Source organism: Nocardioides sp. Soil796, from assembly GCF_001429525.1.
GTDB lineage: Bacteria > Actinomycetota > Actinomycetes > Propionibacteriales > Nocardioidaceae > Nocardioides.
In genome coordinates, this window is sequence record NZ_LMSQ01000017.1 from 472,641 (window position 1) to 490,974 (window position 18,334).

General features: G+C 69.8%; 15 protein-coding genes. 11 read left to right on the top strand and 4 right to left on the bottom strand.

From position 1 onward, the window contains the following. Positions 1-5 precede the first annotated feature (5 nt). Positions 6-749, bottom strand: coding sequence for a hypothetical protein (locus tag ASH02_RS09330; RefSeq protein WP_156393496.1), 744 nt, complete (start codon positions 747-749; stop codon positions 6-8). Positions 750-1,361: 612 nt separating this feature from the next. On the opposite strand from ASH02_RS09330, the gene ASH02_RS09335 reads away from it, so the two are divergent. The 6 genes from ASH02_RS09335 to ASH02_RS09360 all read left to right on the top strand — a co-directional run bounded on the left by ASH02_RS09335 (position 1,362) and on the right by ASH02_RS09360 (position 8,707). Next, on the top strand, positions 1,362-1,715 hold the full coding sequence (locus tag ASH02_RS09335; RefSeq protein WP_082563518.1) for a DUF6504 family protein: 354 nt from the start codon (positions 1,362-1,364) through the stop codon (positions 1,713-1,715). Between the two features lie 12 nt (positions 1,716-1,727). Then, positions 1,728-2,219 carry an SAV_6107 family HEPN domain-containing protein gene (locus tag ASH02_RS09340; protein WP_056676763.1) on the top strand — a complete coding sequence of 164 codons (492 nt, stop codon included), beginning with the start codon at positions 1,728-1,730 and terminating at the stop codon, positions 2,217-2,219. Next, positions 2,212-6,111 carry a DNA polymerase III subunit alpha gene (locus ASH02_RS09345; protein WP_056676766.1) on the top strand — a complete coding sequence of 1,300 codons (3,900 nt, stop codon included), beginning with the start codon at positions 2,212-2,214 and terminating at the stop codon, positions 6,109-6,111. The genes ASH02_RS09340 and ASH02_RS09345 overlap by 8 nt, the downstream gene beginning before the upstream one ends. 82 nt (positions 6,112-6,193) lie before the next feature. Next, positions 6,194-6,904, top strand: a complete 711-nt coding sequence (locus tag ASH02_RS09350; protein ID WP_056676770.1) for a methyltransferase domain-containing protein — start codon at positions 6,194-6,196, stop codon at positions 6,902-6,904. 69 nt (positions 6,905-6,973) lie between these two features. After that, positions 6,974-8,173 (top strand): DNA polymerase IV, encoded by a 1,200-nt coding sequence (gene dinB / locus ASH02_RS09355; protein ID WP_056679189.1) that lies wholly within the window; start codon positions 6,974-6,976, stop codon positions 8,171-8,173. Between the two features lie 96 nt (positions 8,174-8,269). Continuing rightward, positions 8,270-8,707 carry a DUF3040 domain-containing protein gene (locus ASH02_RS09360; protein ID WP_056676773.1) on the top strand — a complete coding sequence of 146 codons (438 nt, stop codon included), beginning with the start codon at positions 8,270-8,272 and terminating at the stop codon, positions 8,705-8,707. Between the two features lie 412 nt (positions 8,708-9,119). Here ASH02_RS09360 and ASH02_RS09365 read toward each other — a convergent pair whose 3' ends face one another. From ASH02_RS09365 to ASH02_RS09375, 3 genes are read right to left on the bottom strand one after another with little or no spacing between them, the layout of a single operon-like run. Further along, on the bottom strand, positions 9,120-11,495 hold the full coding sequence (locus ASH02_RS09365) for a transglutaminase family protein (RefSeq protein WP_056676777.1): 2,376 nt from the start codon (positions 11,493-11,495) through the stop codon (positions 9,120-9,122). Continuing rightward, positions 11,492-12,823: a DUF58 domain-containing protein gene (locus tag ASH02_RS09370; RefSeq protein WP_082563519.1), complete on the bottom strand. Its 1,332-nt coding sequence runs from the start codon at positions 12,821-12,823 to the stop codon at positions 11,492-11,494. Before ASH02_RS09370 ends, ASH02_RS09365 begins: the two co-directional genes overlap by 4 nt. Before the next feature lie 22 nt (positions 12,824-12,845). Beyond that, on the bottom strand, positions 12,846-13,805 hold the full coding sequence (locus tag ASH02_RS09375) for an AAA family ATPase (protein ID WP_056676780.1): 960 nt from the start codon (positions 13,803-13,805) through the stop codon (positions 12,846-12,848). A gap of 405 nt (positions 13,806-14,210) precedes the next feature. Here ASH02_RS09375 and mraZ point away from each other — a divergent pair, with 405 nt between their 5' ends. The 5 genes from mraZ (at position 14,211) to ASH02_RS09395 (ending at position 18,304) form a co-directional block, all read left to right on the top strand. Continuing rightward, positions 14,211-14,639 carry a division/cell wall cluster transcriptional repressor MraZ gene (gene mraZ / locus ASH02_RS09380; RefSeq protein ID WP_056676783.1) on the top strand — a complete coding sequence of 143 codons (429 nt, stop codon included), beginning with the start codon at positions 14,211-14,213 and terminating at the stop codon, positions 14,637-14,639. A gap of 205 nt (positions 14,640-14,844) precedes the next feature. Continuing rightward, a complete protein-coding gene (locus ASH02_RS26035) occupies positions 14,845-14,991 on the top strand; it encodes a hypothetical protein (RefSeq protein WP_156388623.1) in 147 nt (48 codons plus the stop codon). A 12-nt stretch (positions 14,992-15,003) separates the two neighbouring features. Beyond that, positions 15,004-15,966 carry a 16S rRNA (cytosine(1402)-N(4))-methyltransferase RsmH gene (gene rsmH / locus ASH02_RS09385; protein ID WP_056676787.1) on the top strand — a complete coding sequence of 321 codons (963 nt, stop codon included), beginning with the start codon at positions 15,004-15,006 and terminating at the stop codon, positions 15,964-15,966. Further along, complete coding sequence (locus ASH02_RS09390) at positions 15,963-16,544, top strand: hypothetical protein (RefSeq protein WP_056676789.1); 582 nt, start codon at positions 15,963-15,965, stop codon at positions 16,542-16,544. The genes rsmH and ASH02_RS09390 overlap by 4 nt, the downstream gene beginning before the upstream one ends. Then, positions 16,541-18,304 carry a peptidoglycan D,D-transpeptidase FtsI family protein gene (locus tag ASH02_RS09395; RefSeq protein ID WP_235532488.1) on the top strand — a complete coding sequence of 588 codons (1,764 nt, stop codon included), beginning with the start codon at positions 16,541-16,543 and terminating at the stop codon, positions 18,302-18,304. The genes ASH02_RS09390 and ASH02_RS09395 overlap by 4 nt, the downstream gene beginning before the upstream one ends. The last annotated feature ends 30 nt before the right edge of the window (positions 18,305-18,334 follow it).

Here is an 18,334-nt window from a genome sequence, read left to right on the forward strand (position 1 = left end):
CGCTGCTAGCGGCTCTTCACAACGAAGTGCTCGACCACGATGGTGCGTTGCTTCACGTAGGCCTCACGTCTGAGGTCATCGAGGGTTCGGATGCCGCCCAAGAACTCTTCGTACCCTTGGTCAGTGGCCGGAAATGCGATCGTTTCGTCAGGATGCACCTCGCCGAGCGCAGTTTCGTTGGCGGCCAGCCGGAACGACTCGGGGTTGGATGCCACGCTTCCCTGGCTATCGAGAATGACGAGAGCATCGTCCATTGCCTTGAGGCCCTGGATGTAGTCAGCCGGGTCGGCGTCTGGTGAGATCGTGATGATGAACCGAACCTCGTCCCGGTCGCGCACTGCTGACCCCCATGCCTCGGCCTCGGCCACGGTTGCCGTGAGTTCACGCCAGTCCGCATCCTCCGCGTCGACGTCGACTCGCTCATCGGCCGGAGCTTCCTCGTCGCCGTTCATGGCGTGACGGCCTGCTGCAGTGACCTGGACGTCAACGACGGAGCCCCGAACGATCCCGTCGGCCACAGGTACGGGATCCGCCCCGTCAATGACGATCTCCTGGCCGGGCAGGTAGTCGGTGAGGTCCTCGGCGTAGATGAGGGACTCAGTGCCCTCGCTGGCGCCGGCCATCGAATCTAAGAGGGCGGTGGTCGCGTCTTCGTCTGTCAGTTCAGGCTTGGAGTCGCTGGCACAGCCGGCGGTCCAGGTGAGAGCACAGCCCGCCAGCGTGGTGGCGACGAGTGCTTTCCTGCGCATGGTGTCCCCTTGGATATGGGGTTGAGGCCGGGGGTGGAGCTGGGGATGAGACGTGGCCAGGTCGCCGTCGGTTCCCCGGGCCATCAGCACACCCGCTGACGTGAGCGCGAACGTGGTCTGAGTAGGTGCCCGAAGCCAGTGGATACGTCGCAAGCATGCACCCAAATGTTGCCGGTCCCACGTGAGCCTTGCAGCAGTTCACTTTCTCGTGGCGGCAATGGCATGGCTCTGGGCGTGGCTCGACGCATCGGCGTCGTGAAGCCGCCGGCCGGGGAGCGGGCGGACGCGGGCCTTCCGACGGCGAAATCTCGTGAGTTCAGGTCGGTCTGAGCCGACTGTCGGTGGTCAGTCGTAGGTTCGATCCAGGCCGCTCGACGCGGGTCTCCGGAAACCAGTTCCACACGGTTTCGGACAGAGGTTGACGCGTTGTCGGGGGCCGGGTGTACCTTTGACTTGTTCGAACAAATGTTCGATCAAGCCCGGCGGAGGCGACCTCGACCCCCGCCTTCGCCGGGATCACACAGCGGCACCAGGGGTCGAGAACGAGGGGTCGAGAAGCACACATCAGCAGGGGTCGAAACCGTCACGAAAGCTCTGGGGAAGGAGCAGGACATGCGTCGGTACGACGACCCCGTGGAAGTCCGTAGGGGAATGGTGGGACAGGCCGGCCGCCAGGTGGAGGCTCCCGAGCAGTTCCTCTGGCGAGGCAAGTTGTGGAAGGTGCGCGACGTCGTCGCGCACTGGGTGGAGACCGGGCCGTGGTGGCAGTCGGCCGGCGTCCGCGCCGTCATCGGCAGCGACGACGACGGTGCCGAGGGAGACCTGGCCACTCTCGGGGCCGACCTGCTCGCCGAGCGTGAGATGTGGCGGGTCGAGGCCGGCAACGGCATGACCGGCGGGGGAGTCTTCGACCTCGCCTTCTCATGGGCCGACGGCAACTGGCAGCTTCTCGGCTGCGCGGACTGAAGGAGCGACGACATGAATCCCTACTGCCTCCCCGCCACCACCCACTCCTACCTCGAGCGGGCCGCCGAGTCCCTGCGTGAAGCGATCACCGCGACCGAGGTGCCCACCCGCTATGCCTGTGCGCACGTCGCGGCGTTGCGGGCGGCCGCCGCGCTGATCGCGGCCAAGGCTGTGCCGACACCGACGACCAGCCGCCGCCGTGCCCAGAAGAACGCCTGGGTGCTGCTCACCGAGGTGGCCCCCGAGCTCGGCGAATGGGCGGCGTTCTTCGCCGCCGGTGCCTCCAAGCGGGCCGCTGCCGAAGCCGGTTCGACCCGGGCCGTCACTGAGCGCGAGGCCGACGACCTGGTCCGCGAGTCCGACCGGTTCCTGGCCGTCATCGAGCAGTCGCTGGGCCTCTCCCCGCACGTCCCGGTCGAGCGCCAGCTGCCCTGGCGTGCCGGAAACGCGCATTCGATGGAGCGTGCCGGCACCCTGGACGAGCGAGCTGGGAGAAGTGCCTGACCCGTTCGTCCATCTCCACGTGGCCTCCGGCTACTCGCTCCAGTACGGCGCAAGCCATCCCCACGTGCTGGTCGAGCGCGCCGTCGAACAGGAGATGGACACGCTCGCGTTGACCGATCGCGACGGCACCTACGGCGCCGTCCGGTTCGTGAAGGCCTGCCAGCGGGCGGGCGTCCGTCCGGTGCTGGGAGTGGACCTGGCGTATGCGGCTTCATGGTCGCCTGGTTTCGAGATGGTTCCTGAGGGGGTCGCGCAGCACCCTTCTCGACCAGCGGGTTCGTCACGGACGCCGGTGCGGGGCGGGGCGTTCCGCGAGCAGGGGCTGCCCCGGGCGGTGTTCCTGGCCTCGGGCAAGGCTGGGTGGGGGGCGATCTGCCGGCTCATCTCGGCCACCCATCTGGCCGGCGAACGCGGCCGACCGGTGACCACGCCCGAGCTGATCGCCGAGCACCTCGGCGACGACGTACTGGTGCTGCTCGGACCGTCCTCGACCCTCGGCGATGCGGCCACCCTGCGTCGTGACGACCACGCCCGCGACGTACTCAACCGCTGGCGCGAGATCGTCCCGGCCGGCAACCTCCTCGTCGAGGTCACCTCCCACCGGCTGCCCAGCCACGGTCCGGGCTCCTCGGCCCACGCTGCCCGCATGGCCGGGGTGGCGCGGGCTGCCGGGCTGCCGGTGCTGCTGACCAACGCGGTCCGGTACGCCGACCGGCTCGACGCGCCGACCGTCGACGTGCTCGATGCCGCCCGCACCCTGGTGCCCCTGGGCTCGGCCGGGCTGTCCCGCATCGGACCGGGCGGGTTCCGCGGCAACGCCGAGGGCTTCCTCAAGTCCGGCAAGCAGATGCACGACGTGGCCGACGAGATCTGCCGGCATGCCGGACTGGGTGATCGGGAGGCTCGCGACCTGCTGGCCCGCACCCGGCAGACGGCGGACCGGTGCGTGCTCGACCCGAAGCGGGATCTCGGTCTGGGTGAGGTGCACTTCCCGGAGTTCGAGGTCGTCGGGTCGGGGTCTCGATACGGTCGCAGAGCGACCTACTCGACCAACGAGAGGGAGCGCTCCTCGACCGCCGAAAGGCAGCGCTCCTCGGCTGGCGAAAGGCAGCGGTCCTCGACTGCCGAGATCGCCGACGCGGAGCTGCGGGCGCGGTGCGAGTCCGCGATCGGACGGCGATATGGGAACGCACCACGGCAGCGCATCTGGAAGCGGCTCGACGACGAGCTCGAGATGATCCGCGAGCTCGGCTACGCGTCGTACTTCCTCACCGTCGGCGACGTGGTCGACCTGATCCGCGAGATGGAGGTGCGGGTGGCGGCGCGCGGCTCGGGCGCCGGCAGCTTGGTCAACTACCTGCTCGGCGTCTCCGGTGTCGACCCGATCCGCCACGGCCTGCTGATGGAGCGGTTCCTCTCGCCGCTGCGCCAGGACCTTCCCGACATCGACGTCGACGTGGAGTCGGCGCGACGGCTCGAGGTCTACGACGCGATCCTCGACAAGTACGGCGGCGAGCGGTGTGTGGCGGTCTCGATGATGGACACCTACCGGGTGCGCCATGCGGTGCGCGATGTCGGGGCGGCGCTCGGCATGCCGCCCGGCGAGACCGACGCGATCGCCAAGGCCTTCCCGCACATCCGGGCCAGGGACGCCCGCATGGCGCTGAAGGACCTGCCCGAGCTGCGGGCCAGCGGGTTGGGGGAGGAGCGCCTCGACCTGATGTTCCGACTGGTCGAACGACTCGACGGCCTGCCCCGCCACATCGCGATGCACCCGTGCGGCGTACTCCTCTCCGACGCGACCCTGCTCGACCGCACGCCGGTGGAGGCCAGCTGGTCGGGCTACCCGATGAGCCAGTTCGACAAGGACGACGTCGAAGACCTCGGCCTGCTCAAGCTCGACGTGCTCGGCATCCGCATGCAGTCGGCGATGGCGCACGCCCTCACCGAGATCAAGCGGGTCGACGACGTCGAGATCGACCTCGACAACGAGGCGGAGGTGCCCTTCGACGACGACCAGACCTTCGAGATGATCAGCGAGTCCAAGACGCTGGGGGTCTTCCAGATCGAGTCGCCCGGGCAACGCGAGCTGGTCGGCAAGTCCGGCATCGAGTCCTTCTCCGACATCATCACCGACATCTCGCTGTTCCGCCCCGGGCCGGTCAAGAGCGACATGATCACGCCCTACCTCAATGCCAAGCAGGGCTGGAAGATGCCGTCGTACCTCCACGACGACCTCAAGCCGATCCTGTCCCAGACTCATGGGGTGGTGGTCTTCCACGAGCAGGTCATCGAGATCATCGCGCAGTTCGCCGGGGTGACCCGGGCCGAGGCCGATGAGAAGCGGCGGGCGCTCGGCGACACCGAGGGCATGGCCGAGACGAGGCTCTGGTTCTTCCCGCGGTGCCTGGGGCTGGGCTACACCACCCGGGTCGCCGAGCAGATCTGGAAGATCCTCGAGGCCTTCGCGTCGTTCGGCTTCTGCAAGGCCCACGCGGCGGCGTTCGCGCTGCCGACCTACCAGTCGGCCTGGCTCAAGGCGCACTGGCCGGCGCACTTCCTCTCCGGCGTGCTCACCCACGACCCCGGCATGTATCCCAAGCGGCTGATCCTCGATGACGCCCGCCAGTTCGGCATCACCGTGCTCGGCCTCGACGTCAACCGCAGTGAGAAGGCGTACGTCGTCGAGAAGCTCGACGACGGCTACGGCATCCGGCTCGCACTCGCGGAGGTGAAGGGCATCAACGAGGGCGAGGTCGAGCGCATCATCGCCGCCCGGGGCGGCCAGGGTGGTGAGCTGCCGGTGCCCTACCAGTCGCTGACCGACTTCTGGCACCGCGCCCACGTCTCCCGGCCGGTCTGTGAGCGGCTGGTGCTGGCCGGCGGCTTCGACGACCTCTACGGCATCGGGTCACCCCTCGTCGTACGCCGCCGCGGCACGGTGACCCGTCGTGACCTGTTGCTCCAGGTCGCCGAGCTCGACCGGATCGCCCGGTCGGTGGCCCGTTCGTCGACCCGCGGCCGGGGCCTGTCCTCGAAGGGGCTGAGGCCCGCGGCGCGCACACCCGCGCAGGAGCGGGCCGACCAGGCCGCCGAACGCAGCAGCAGCGACCCGCTGGTCAGGGAGGAGGCTCCGGCCGTCGAGCGCCACGCGCTGGCCTCGGCCGGGGTGTGGGCCAAGGCGGCCGCCCAGTCGAGGGCGACGAAGAGCCCGCGGCCGGTCACCAGCGTCCAGCTCACCCTCGAGCTGGGCGACGAGCCGGGAGAAGAGGCCAGCGGCTTGCCGGAGATGAACGTCGAGGAGCGCATGAAGGCCGAGCTCGAGATCCTCGGCCTCGACGTCAGCGCCCACGTCGTCGACGACTACGCCGCCTTCCTCGACGAGCTCGGTGTGGTCCGCAGCAAGGACCTGCTGTCCCAGCGCAGCCGGTCCGAGCTGCTGGTCGCAGGGGTCAAGGTGGCCACCCAGACGCCGCCGATCCGCTCCGGCCGCCGGGTCATCTTCCTGACCCTCGACGACTCCACCGGCCCGGTCGACGCCACCTTCTTCGAGGACGCCCAGGGCCCCTACGCGGCCACGGTCTTCCACTCCTGGCTGCTGGTCGTGCGCGGCGAGCTGCGACGTACCGGCCGGCGCGGGGTCTCGGTCCGCGCCACCGGTTGCTGGGAGCTCCCCGAGCTGTACGCCGAGTGGCGGGCCGGAGGCGTCGAGGCAGTGCGCGAGACGATGGCGCAGGTGCCCGGCGGGTTCGAGAGCACCGGCCCCAAGCGGGTCCTCGTGCACACCAGCGGGTTCCGGATGTCGCCGTACTCCGACATCAAGCCGGCCGGCGAGCAGACCCGCGACGTGGCCCGCAAGCTGTGGCACCGCAGCCCCGGGAGTGCCGGATGAGAACCTCCGTCGCCAAGACACGCCAACCAGTGCAGGGCTTCCGGCCCCGACCACCAGGACCCCGACCACTAGTCTGGGAGCCATGTCTGCCAGTGAACGCCGAGGCGCCACCCGCACAGCTGTCGTCTGGGAGTCCCTGCGCGACGTACTCGCCACCCCTGGCGACGTGCTCGACATCGGGGGCGGCACCGGCGGCTTCGCGGTGCGCGTCGCCGAGCTCGGCCACCGCGTCTCCGTGGTCGACCCCAGCCCCGACGCCCTCGCCGCGCTCAGCAGGCGGGCCCAGGAGTTCGGCGTCGCCGACCGGGTCACCGGCCAGCAGGGCGAGCTCTCCGGGCTGCTCGACGTGGTCGGCGAGGCCAGTGCCGACGTGGTGCTGTGCCACGGCGTCCTCGAGATCGTCGACGACCCGGCCGCCGCACTCGCCACACTGGCCCGGGTGCTCCGCCCCGGTGGCACCCTCAGCCTCCTGGTCGCCCAGCGCCATGCGGCCGTGGTGGCCCGGGCGATGGCCGGCCACTTCGCCCAGGCCCGCGCCGTGCTGGCCGGCGACTCCACCGGCAAGGCCGGGCACCGGTTCACCAGTGACGAGCTCACCGCGCTGCTCGACGGTGCCGGCTTCGCGACCCGCTCGATCCACGGCATCCGGGTCTTCGCCGACCTGGTCCCGGGGTCGCTGCTCGACCTCGAACCCGGTGCCACCCAGGCGCTGCTCGAGCTCGAGCAGGATGTCGCCACCCGCCCCGAGTACCTCCCGCTGGCCACCCAGGTGCACGTGCTCGCCACGCACTGACTCGAGTCGAGTGCTCAGGTGGTCACCAGAGCGACCATCTGAGCACTCGACCCAGGGAGCGTGGTCGCGATGAGCGACCGCACCGATCTCTCCGCCGGCTGCCACCTGCTGCACGTCGACATGGACGCGTTCTACGCCTCCGTGATGATCCGCGACCGCCCCGACCTGACCGACGTACCCGTCATCGTCGGCGGCGGCCACCGCGGCGTCGTGCTCTCGGCCAACTACCCGGCCCGGGTGCACGGGGTCCGCTCGGCGATGCCGATGACCAGGGCCCGGCGCGCCTGCCCGCAGGCGGTGGTGATCAGCCCCGACTACGACGCGTTCAGCACGGTGTCGTCCTCGGTGATGGAGACGTTCCGCCGGATCACCCCGCTGGTCGAGGCGATGTCGCTGGACGAGGCCTTCCTCGACGTCAGTGGCGCCACCCGGCGACTGGGCTCACCACTGCGGATCGCGGAGATGCTCCGAGCCCGGGTGTACGACGAACAACGCATCACGTGCTCGGTCGGCATCGCCGGCTCGGTGTCGGTGGCCAAGCTGGCCAGCCGGCGCGCCAAGCCCGACGGCGTGGTGGTGGTGCCCGACGACCAGGTCACCACCTTCCTGCACCCGCTCGACGTCGGAGAGCTGTGGGGCGTGGGGGAGAAGACCTCCGAGATGCTCCATCGGCTCGGCCTGAACACCGTTGGCGACCTGGCCCACACTCCGTTGCGCACCCTGCAGCGCGCGGTCGGCACCGGCCTGGGCAGCCAGCTGCACGACCTGGCCTGGGGGAGCGATCGGCGGGCGATCACCCCGCGCCGGCACACCGACGATCCCGACAAGAGCATGGGAGCCGACGAGACGTTCGGTCGCGACACCGACGACCGCGAGCTGATCCTGCGCGAGGTGCTGCGGCTCTCGGCCAAGGTCGCCGGCCGCATGCGCACCGCCAGGGTGGCCGGTCGCACCATCACCCTGCGGGTGCGCTTCGCCGACTTCACCACGATCACCCGGTCGAAGACGCTGCCCGAGGCGACCGACGTCACCCAGGAGATCCACCGCACCGCGACACGGTTGTACGACGCCCTCGGCCTGCAACGTGCCCGGGTGCGGTTGGTCGGCGTACGCGTCGAGGGGTTGGTGCCGCGGCAGAGCGTCCACCGACAGCTGGTGCTGGGGGAGCGGGAGCACGGCTGGGCCGAGGCCGACCGGGCCGTGGACCGGGCCGCGTTGCGCTTCGGATCTGCCGTGGTGCGCCCCGCCAGCCTGATCGGAGGCGCATGAAGAATGAACAATTTTGCCCTCCGGGTACCACCTTTGCGCTGCGCTGCCTAGACTTGGTGCAAAGACCACAGGTCCGTTGCGATCAAGGGAGGAAACGTGCCGCTCTCGGAAGAGGAACTTCGTCTGCTCGAGCAGATGGAGCGCGCCCTTGTCGAGGAGGACCCCAAGTTCGCCTCGACGCTGCGCGGCACCTCGTTCAGGCGTGCGGCGCGACGCCGCGCGATCCTCGCGGGTGTCGTCTTCGCGGTCGGAATCGCCGTGCTGATGTCCGGTGCGATCTTCCAGATGATCCCGGTCGGCGTGCTCGGCTTCGTGATCATGCTGGTCTCGGCCACCTACGGCCTGACCACCCTGCGCGGTCGTGCCGCCCCCGCCTCCGGTGAGGGCGACGTGAAGGAGACCCGCCACGGGTTCGGTGTCGTCGACGGCGGCAGGGTGCACCGGCCGAAGGCTCGTCGTGGTCGTTCCTCGGCTCCGTTCATGGAGCGTCTCGAGGAGCGGTGGCGTCACCGCCGCGACAACGGCGGCCTCTGACCCGTCGCAACTCCGATCGACCCGTCGTGAGAACGTGTCGACGTACGCCCCGAACCTCCAGCGGTTCTTCACCGGCGACCTGCCCTGAGCGCGGCAACCCGGCGGACCGTTCAACATGCAGTTCGCGCCAGGGCGCGCGTCCGTGAGCGTGCGTCGTACGACGGACTGACCGAACTGCATGTTGAACGGTCCGTTCGCCGCGGGGGCGACAGTGTGAAGAACTCGCGAGGGGTGGGTTCGCGCCGACCCGTCGCGAACTCGCTGGAGGACGCCAGCGGGTGCACCTCGGGTCAGAACTGGCGACGGGTCACCATGAACTGGCGACAGGTCACCATGAACTGGCGACGGGTCGCCACGAACTGGCGACGGGTCGCGATGAACTGGCGACGGGTCACCATGAACTGGCGACGGGTCAGGACATCTGGTCGATGGGACCGGTGCGGTGCCGGCGTCCGGCTGCGGCGCGAGCCGAGGCGCTCGACGGGGCCGGGGAGAGCAGCGACGCCGGCAGCCAGTCCGCGCGCCAGCGAGCGCGCTGGGTGACCCCGCCACGCAGGGCGCCGATGCAGTGGTCGAGGTGCGAGCGGGCCTCGTCGACATCCATCAGCGTCGGCGTGGCCGCATAACGGGACTGCTCCAGGGCGGCCACCAGAGCGGTCAGCGACCGCATCGCAGCCGGGTTGGTCTCCGGACCGGTCGGCGGAATCACTTCGCTCGCAGAGCTGACCTCGGCACCGAAGAACTCGGCGATCTCGCGCCCGGTCGCCCGTGGGGAGCGGCCCGACGGCCAGGCACGGCCGACATCGACGACCACGTCACGCAACTCGACCCACGCCACCTCGGCCGGGTCGCCGCCCGCGTGCCAGCGACGGGTGGCACGGGTCCGGCGCAGCATGCGCGGGGCCAGCGCGAGCCCGATCAACAGCAGCAGCCCGCCCCCACCCCAGAGGAACGGGACGACGGAGAGGCCGGTGTCCTTGTCGCCGTCGGACTTCTTGTCCTCCTGCTGCGGGGCGGTCGACGGCTGGTTCCCGGAGGGCCGGCGCGTCGGTGCGGAGGAGCTGGTCTGGTTGCTCGGGTCGTTGTCGGGGTTCTCGCGGTCGATCCGGTCGTTGGTGTACGACGGTACGGAGCCGATGTGGGACGACGGGGTCGGCTCGAACTTCACCCAGCCTGCGTCCTCGAAGTAGAGCTCGGGCCAGGCGTGCAGGTCCTTGGAGCTGAATTCGTACTCGCCCGATGACAACTCGTCGGCCTGGAAGAACCCGACGGCCACCCTCGCCGGAATGTCCACGGACCGCGCCATCACCGCCATCGCGGAGGCGAACTGCTCGCAGTAGCCCACCTTGTCCTGGAGAAACTCCACCAACGCGTCGTTCCCGTTGCCCGGGTCGGGTGTCGTGGAGTAGCGGAAGTCCCCGCCGCGGAAGTAGCGCTGGATCGCCTGCGCCTTCTCGAAGTCTGTGTCGAAGTCCTTGGTGAGGTCGTGGGCCAGCTGCGTGACCTCGTCCGGGATCTGGGGAAGGGCCGTGAAACGGGTCTGGATGCTGGACGGCGGAGCCCCCGCGTCGGCGAGCTCCTGCCCGCTGAAGTCGGGGATCAACTCGGTCAGGGAGTAGTTGAGGCCTCGGGTGTCCTGGTCCTCGTCGGCGGTGTAGAAGTCGAGGATCTCCGCGTCGTAGCGCCATTCCGAGCCGGCCTCGATCGAGGCGACGTACATCGGCGTCGGCAGCCACCACGACTTGAGGTTGTCGGAGATGGAGATCTTCCAGTCGCGGGTCCGCGTCGGATAGACGTTGCTGAGCCCAATCGGGTACGGCATCTCGCCCGTGGCACCCTGGTCGCCCTCGAGGTCGCGGTTGCCGGGCGTCCAGGCCTGGCCGGTGAACGTGGTCAGCACCGACGTGCGGAGGTATTCCGGCGCCGGACCGGGGGAGTCGACCCGGACCAGGGGTACGTCCGCGCCCTGCACGAGGTCGCGCTTCAGGTCGGTCATCGGGTTGGTGATGCGGACCTCGCGGTCGCCGTCGCCGCCGGGACCGTCACCACCGATGAGGTTCAGGTCGAGCGTCGGGATCAGCAACGGCACGAACAGGGCCAGCGCGGTGGCACTCGCACCCAGTGCGACGGGGTGCCGGCGGGCATCGCGTCCGCCGAACACCGACATGCGTTCGGCGTCGACCGGCGCACCGAACTGTCGACCCCAACGCGAGATGCGGCCGCCCTCCTGGAGGGCGAGCATCATCAGGAAGCCGGTGACGGTGAGCACGAAGACCAGCCAGTTGACCGACTTGTCGAGAATGCTGACCGGCAACGTGTAGATGATCAGCAGCGGCAGTCCGGCGACGGGAACGCGGGCCAGGGTCACCGCGCACAGGTCGACCAGGACATGACAGACGAGTCCGCCGAGGACCAGGACCGGCCCCACCTCACGCACGTGCGTGGGCACCGGGGCGGCGTACTGGCGCATCGCCTCCAACGAGTCGGCGAAGGCCTGCGCGGCGGCGGTCACGGATCCTCCGGTGGGGATCACCGACGTGCCGTAGACCGCATTCGCGAAGAGGAGTACGCCGAGCAGCTGGGCAGCCACCACGACGATGATCGGGAACCGCACCCACCGGGTGAGCACACCGATCGCACTGATGAACGGGATGCCGAAGAAGAGCGCCGGCAGGTAGGACGTGGAGGCCTGCACGAACCCGCCCCAGGACCACAGGGCGAACCACGACGTGACGGCGGTGGCCATCACGAGTGGCAGTGAGACAGCGGCGTGCGCGCGCCCGGTCATGACTCGGCCCCGCGGGTGAAGCCGGTGAGTCCGGTCAGCGGACGGGCGGAGGGGTGGCTCTCCAGCGGGATGTCGGCGCCGGTGATGGCGCGGCGGCCGAGCTCCTGCCAGAGGGTCGGCAGTCGGTCGGTGGGTCCGCAGGAGACCGCGCGCCAGCCGAGCGCGTTGAGCCAGTCGGCGGTGGCGGCGGTGCTCTTGCCGACGGTGGAGCGCGGGGCCCGACCCCACGCGTCGACGTCGAGGGCGATCGCCATCGGCGAGGAGCCGTGCAGCCTCATGCGGCGCAGCACGGCCTGGTCGTGGTCGTCGAGACCACCGAGCACGCCGACCAGCAGGCTGGAGTGGGTGGAGTCGCCGAGCCAGTCGGTGGCGAGGTGCGAACGCTGGGTCGGCGCGATCACGGCCAGCGCCTCGAGGAGGGGACCGGTGTTCTGCGCGGAGCCGCGGTCGTGCCAGGCCGTGTTCGGGTCCTCGCCCTCGGCGGTGACCAGGCGGACGGTGAACCCGCGCTGCGTCAGGTGCACGGCGATCGATGCCGCCGCGGAGACCGCAGCCTCGAGTGACGAGGCGACCCCCTGCCCCCGATGGGCGGTCAGCCGGTTGTCGATGAAGACCGTGGCCCGCGACTGCCAGGGCTGTTCCTCGCGACGCACCATCAGCTCGCCGACCCGGGCACTGCTGCGCCAGTGGACCCGGCGCAGGTCGTCGCCGCGGCGGTACTCGCGGACGGTGACGTCCTCGGCGCTGCCGGTGGCGAACGCGCGCGGCCGGTTGTCGCCGGAGCCGGTCCAGGCCCCGGACAGTGGAATCGTCGGCAGCGCGACGGTGCGCGGGGTGACGGTCACCGGCACCGTGGACTGGAAGGCCCGGCCCAGCTCGACCAGGCCGAAGGGGTCACTGACGCGGACCGTCATCGGGCCGATCTCGAACCTGCCGCGCACGTCGGAGCGCACCTGGTAGGTCACCCGACGGTGCACGTCGTGGCGGATCCCGTCGACCACGAACCGTGGCCGGGTGCCGAGCACGAACGGCACCTGGTCCTCGAGGAGCAGCAGGCCGGTCCGCGTGCGGCCCTGGTTGTTGAGCTCGAGGCTGACCTGTGCCGGCTGTCCGGCGGCGACCAGTTGGGGACCGACCGTGCGCACCAGCGACAGCTGGTAGCGACTGCGGCCGATCAGGAAGGCCGCGATCAGCGGCAGGGCCACCAGGAGCACGCCGACCCTGGTCAGGGCCCCCTGTCCGAGCAGTATCGCGCAGACCACGGCTGTCGTGCCCGCGGCCAGGAACGCCCTGCCCCGACTGGTGAGTCCTGCGAGTCCCGTGCGCATCGTGTGGTCTGCTTCGCTCTCGTCAGGCCGTCGGAACCGGTACTGCGGCGACCAGCGAGTCGAGGATGGCGCCGGTCGTGCGGCTGCTCATCGCGGCCTCGACGCTGGGCAGCAGGCGGTGCGCGAGCACCGGCCGGGCCATTGCGTGGACGTCGTCGGGCAGCACGTAGTTGCGTCCGTGCACCGCGGCGTACGCCTTGGCCGCACGGATCAGGTGGAGGGACGCGCGCGGCGAGGCCCCGAGGTTGAGGTCGGGGGTGTTGCGGGTGGCCGTGGTCAGTGCCACCGCGTAGCGCAGCACGGCGTCGGCGCAGTGGATGCCGTTGACGATGCCGATCATCTTGCGGATCTCGCTGGCGTCGGTGACCGGCTCGAGGTCGTCGAGCGGGTTGCGGCTGGTGTGGGAGGCGAGCATCGCGATCTCGGCTGCGTGCACCGGGTAGCCCATGGAGATGCGGGCCATGAACCGGTCGCGCTGCGCCTCGGGGAGCGCGTAGGTGCCCTCCATCTCGATCGGGTTCTGGGTGGCGATCACCATGAACGGCGACTCGAGCTGCCAGGTGTTCCCGTCGACGGTGACCTGGTGCTCCTCCATGCACTCCAGGAGCGCGGACTGCGTCTTGGGGGAGGCCCGGTTGATCTCGTCGCCGACCACGATGTTGGCGAAGATGCCGCCGGGCCGGAACTCGAACTCCCGCGTGTCCTGGTTGAAGATGCTGACCCCGGTCACGTCGGAGGGCAGCAGGTCCGGGGTGAACTGGATGCGGCGCACCGTCGAGTCGATCGACCGGGCCAGCGCCTTGCTCAACATCGTCTTGCCGACACCCGGGATGTCCTCGATCAGGAGGTGGCCCTCGGCAAGCAGCACCGTCACCGCCGTGGTGACCACCTCGGTCTTGCCCTCGATGACCGCGTCGATGTTGTCGCGCACCTTCGCTGCCACCCGCGCGACGTTCTCGACGTCACCTGTTTCCGCCGCCACCGCGTGCCTCCACGTCCCTGTTCGCGGGCGCTCCCGAACCGGCGCCCCGTTCCCCGACCAGTCAAGCGTATGTCTGGTTGTCCATACCTCAGACGACGCGGGATCGGGATCGGTTCGTGACCTGCGCGGTTTTTCTCCACCTTTTCCTCCACTTCGCTCCACCACCGCGCGCCGATCTGCTCCACCGGCGCACCACCGAAGTCGGCTCCCGAGTCGAAAAGTGGCGCTGACCTGCGCAAACGAGATGGCCACCGGTTTCCCGTCGTACGACGACCGCCCGGCCGCCTGGTCGCCGTACGGCCCAAATCGGTGGGAGAAACGCGCGGGGAATGGTTGACGGTGGATGAGAGTGGAGTAATGTGGGGCGAAGTGGAGGACAGTAGGACCTGACAGGGGAGGTGCCGGATGTTTTTCGGCACCTACACGCCCAAGCTCGACGACAAGGGCCGCCTGTTCCTCCCGGCAAAGTTCAGGGACGACCTGGCCGAGGGGCTTGTCGTCACGCGGGGGCAGGAGCGCTGCCTCACCGTGTGGTCGATGGAGGACTTCAGCCGACTGACCGACCGGCTCCGCGAGGCGCCGGTCACCAACAAGGGCACTCGTGACTACGTCCGCATGCTGTTCGCGGCGGCGTCACAGGAGGTTCCTGACAAGCAGGGCCGGATCGGCATTCCGTCGGTGCTGAGGGATTACGCCTCCCTCCGCAAGGACGTGATGGTGATCGGGGCGATGAACCGGATCGAGATCTGGGACCCCGCCTCGTGGCAGGAGTACTCCGAGGAGCAGGAGCAGAAGTTCTCCGAGCTCAGCGACGAAGTGTTCCCCGGCATCTGAGCCAGCAGCACCGGCACGACGACGAACTCAACAGCTGGATCGCAGGACGAGGTCTCGAGCCCGCTCCCTGACTGTCATCTGGGGTCACTTCCCCGATTCCAGACGACAACTTCCCCCTTCGAGGGGAGCGGGCAGGGACCTGGCCCTGCGATCCAGCACCCGCAGCACCAGCACCACACGCAATCAATGAGCCAGGGGTCGAACCATGAGCATGAGTGTCAGCGGCACGCCGCACGCGACACCTCGGGTGCGCGACCGGGCCCGCGACGTGGTCGCGTTGATGGCCTTCTCCGCCGGGGTCTCGGTGACCCTGACCGTCGCGCTCCTACTCCTGATGTCACTCGGTCGGTAGGCCAGGGATTCCATGACCAGCCCCCGCCACGTCCCGGTCCTCCTGGATCGGGTCGTCGCTCTGATGTCGCCTTCCCTCGATCGGCCCGGCGCCACGTTCATCGACGCCACCCTCGGCCTCGGCGGACACAGCGAGGCCGTGCTCGAGGCCTGCCCGCAGGCCCGGTTGCTCGGCATCGACCGCGACCCCAACGCCCTGGCCATGGCCGGTGAGCGACTCGCGCCGTACGGCGACCGGGTGACGCTCGTGCACGCCGTGTACGACGAGATCCCGCGGGTGCTCGACGAGCAGGGACTGGACCATGTCGACGCGGTGCTCTTCGACCTCGGGGTCTCCTCGATGCAGCTCGACGTCCGGGAGCGCGGCTTCGCCTACGCCCAGGACGCGCCGCTCGACATGCGGATGAACGACACCGAGGGCCCCACCGCCGCAGACGTGCTCAACACCTACCCGGTGGAGGAGTTGACCCGCATCCTGCGCGACTACGGCGAGGAGAAGTTCGCCCGCCGGATCGCCCAGCACATCGTGCGCGAGCGCGAGAAGGAGCCGTTCACGACCTCGGCCCGACTCGTCGAGCTGCTGTACACCGCGATTCCGGCACCTGCCCGGCGGACCGGCGGACACCCCGCGAAGCGCACCTTCCAGGGCCTGCGCATCGAGGTCAACGACGAGCTGAACGTGCTGCGCCGTGCCATTCCGGCCGCGATCGACGCGGTGGGAGTGGGCGGTCGCGTGGTCGTCGAGGCCTACCACTCGCTGGAGGACCGGCTGGTCAAGCACGCGTTCACGGCGGCCACCAGCACCGACGTACCGCCGGACATGCCGTTCGTCCCCGCCGGCCACGAGCCCACCTTCCGGACCGTCACCCGCGGCGCCGAGAAGGCCCGTGAGCCCGAGCTCTCCGACAACCCGCGGGCCGCATCGGTCCGCCTTCGTGCCATAGAACGACTTCGAGACACAGGAGCCTCCTCATGAGCAGCCCTCTTCCCCAGAGCCGGGTTCGTGTCCAACGCATTGCCGAGGCCGCGGTCGAGCGCGCCCGTCTCAGCGTCGTACCCCGGCTGCGCACCCGCACCCCGCGGGTGCCGTTCGTCACCCTGGTCAGCCTCCTGCTGGTGGCCGGCGTGGTGGGGCTCCTGATGTTCAACACCAACATGCAGCAGAACTCGTTCGCCGCCACCGACCTCGAGCAGCAGGCCAGCGAGCTCACCGCCCGCGAGCAGGGACTCCAGATGGAGCTGGAGGAGCTGCGCGCGCCCCAGCGCCTGGCCGAGGAGGCCCAGCGCTACGGCATGGTGCCGGCGATGAATCCCGCGTTCATCAAGCTGCAGGACGGCAAGGTGATCGGCAACCCGATCCCGGCCTCGGCCGCCGACGCGTACGACGTGCGCCCGCCCGAGGCCCGCAAGCCGAAGGCGCTCGACCCCGATCCGGTGATCATCAAGGTGAAGCGGAAGACCGCGGCGGAGCGGCGTGCCGAGGCAAAGCGGAACAACGGCTCGGGTAGGAATGACTCGTCGACCACCAGCCAGGGAGACGGGAGCACCCGTTGAGCCTTCGACCCCAGACCACACGGGCACCGGCCCGCGGGTCCGCCCTGTTCCGGCTGCGGTTCGGCTTCGTGGTGATCGCGATGGTGCTCTCCGCGTTCGGTGCCCGGCTGCTCCAGCTCCAGGGCATCGACCCGCACGCGTACGCCGCGATGGCCGCACGCGAGGGTGTCCAGACCGTCGACCTGCCCGCCGCGCGCGGTGCCATCGTCGACCGCAACGGGGTCGAGCTGGCCAGCACGGTCGACGGGTTGCGGATCATCGCCGACCCGCAGATGACCGAGGAGAACGCCGGACCGATCGCGTCCTACCTCTCCCAAGAGCTCGGCATCGACTACTTCGCGACGCTGGGCAGGCTCCGCAAGGACGACACCCGCTACCAGTACATCGCCCGGCGGGTGCCCTCCACCAAGGCCCGCCGGGTCGTCGACGCGCTCGAGGAGAAGGGCTACAAGGGACTCACCACCGAGCGTGACCCGATGCGCGACTATCCGGCCGACGACATCGCCGCGAACCTCATCGGGTTCCTCGGCGAGGACGAGGCCCTGGCCGGTTTCGAGCGCACCTTCGACAAGCAGCTCTCCGGCGTCGACGGCGAGACCACCTACGAGGTGGGTGGCGGCAACCGCATCCCGCTCGGCACCAACAACACGGTCAAGCCGGTCGACGGGCAGGACCTCCAGCTCACCATCGAGCGCGACGTGCAGTTCTTCACCCAGCGGGTGCTGCGTGAGGCGGTCCGCGGCGCCAAGGCCGACTCGGGCACCGCGATCGCGATGAACGTCGAGACCGGCGAGATCCTCGCCGACGCCGACTACCCGTCGTACAACGCGAACGAGCCGCTGGAGTCGCCGAAGCGCAACCTCGGCTCACGGGCCACCAGCGACCCCTACGAGCCCGGTTCGGTGGAGAAGGTGCTCACCTTCGCCTCACTGATCGACGCCGGCAAGATCACCCCGCGCACGCCGATCACCGTGCCCCCGGTCCTCGAGAGCCAGGGCGCGCCGATCCACGACCACTGGGACCACGAGACGATCCACCTGACCGCCGCCGGCGCACTGTCGAAGTCCTCCAACATCGGCACCGCCCTGTCCGCGCGCCAGTTCACCCCGGAGCAGCTGCACGCCTACCTGACCGCGTTCGGCCTCGGCCAGCGCACGAACATCGGGGTGCGTGGCGAGAGCGGCGGCCGGCTCCCCGACCCCTCCACGTGGGGGCAGCTCGGCCAGGACAACATCGCGTTCGGCCAGGGCCTGAGCGTGAACGCCGTCCAGATGGCGGCGGCGGTCAACACCATCGCCAACGGCGGCATCCACGTCGACCCCAACATCATCAAGGGCTCGGCGGTCACCGACGACGGTACGAAGGTCGGCACCTCCACCTCGACCACCCGCCGCGTCGTCAGCGAGGACGCCGCACGGCAGACCTCCGAGATGATGGAGCTGGTCACCGACCCGGTGGACGGCATCGCGCCGACCAGCGCCATCACCGGCTACCGGGTGGCCGGCAAGACCGGAACCGCCCAGCGCGTCGGCAAGGAGTGCGCCTGCTACGACGGCACTTTCACCGTCTCGTTCGGCGGGTTCGCCCCCGCCGACGCCCCGCGCTTCACCGTCTACGTCGTCATCCAGAACCCGCGCAACGGCCAGGGCGGTGGCGCGGCCGCCGGCCCGGTGTTCCGCAAGGTGATGACCTACCTGCTGCGCAAGTACGGCGTCGCACCCACCGGCACCAGCCCCACCACACTCCCGGTCGAGTGGTGACCTGCGACGGTGACGTCGCGGAGGGCCGGC

Bases quoted from the DNA above. Each gene is read 5' to 3' on its own strand.
- ASH02_RS09330 (WP_156393496.1), bottom strand. From the start codon at position 749: ATGCGCAGGAAAGCACTCGTCGCCACCACGCTGGCGGGCTGTGCTCTC.
- ASH02_RS09335 (WP_082563518.1), top strand. From the start codon at position 1,362: ATGCGTCGGTACGACGACCCCGTGGAAGTCCGTAGGGGAATGGTGGGA.
- ASH02_RS09340 (WP_056676763.1), top strand. From the start codon at position 1,728: ATGAATCCCTACTGCCTCCCCGCCACCACCCACTCCTACCTCGAGCGG.
- ASH02_RS09350 (WP_056676770.1), top strand. From the start codon at position 6,194: ATGTCTGCCAGTGAACGCCGAGGCGCCACCCGCACAGCTGTCGTCTGG.
- dinB (WP_056679189.1), top strand. From the start codon at position 6,974: ATGAGCGACCGCACCGATCTCTCCGCCGGCTGCCACCTGCTGCACGTC.
- ASH02_RS09365 (WP_056676777.1), bottom strand. From the start codon at position 11,495: ATGACCGGGCGCGCGCACGCCGCTGTCTCACTGCCACTCGTGATGGCC.
- ASH02_RS09370 (WP_082563519.1), bottom strand. From the start codon at position 12,823: ATGCGCACGGGACTCGCAGGACTCACCAGTCGGGGCAGGGCGTTCCTG.
- mraZ (WP_056676783.1), top strand. From the start codon at position 14,211: ATGTTTTTCGGCACCTACACGCCCAAGCTCGACGACAAGGGCCGCCTG.
- ASH02_RS26035 (WP_156388623.1), top strand. From the start codon at position 14,845: ATGAGCATGAGTGTCAGCGGCACGCCGCACGCGACACCTCGGGTGCGC.
- rsmH (WP_056676787.1), top strand. From the start codon at position 15,004: ATGACCAGCCCCCGCCACGTCCCGGTCCTCCTGGATCGGGTCGTCGCT.
- ASH02_RS09390 (WP_056676789.1), top strand. From the start codon at position 15,963: ATGAGCAGCCCTCTTCCCCAGAGCCGGGTTCGTGTCCAACGCATTGCC.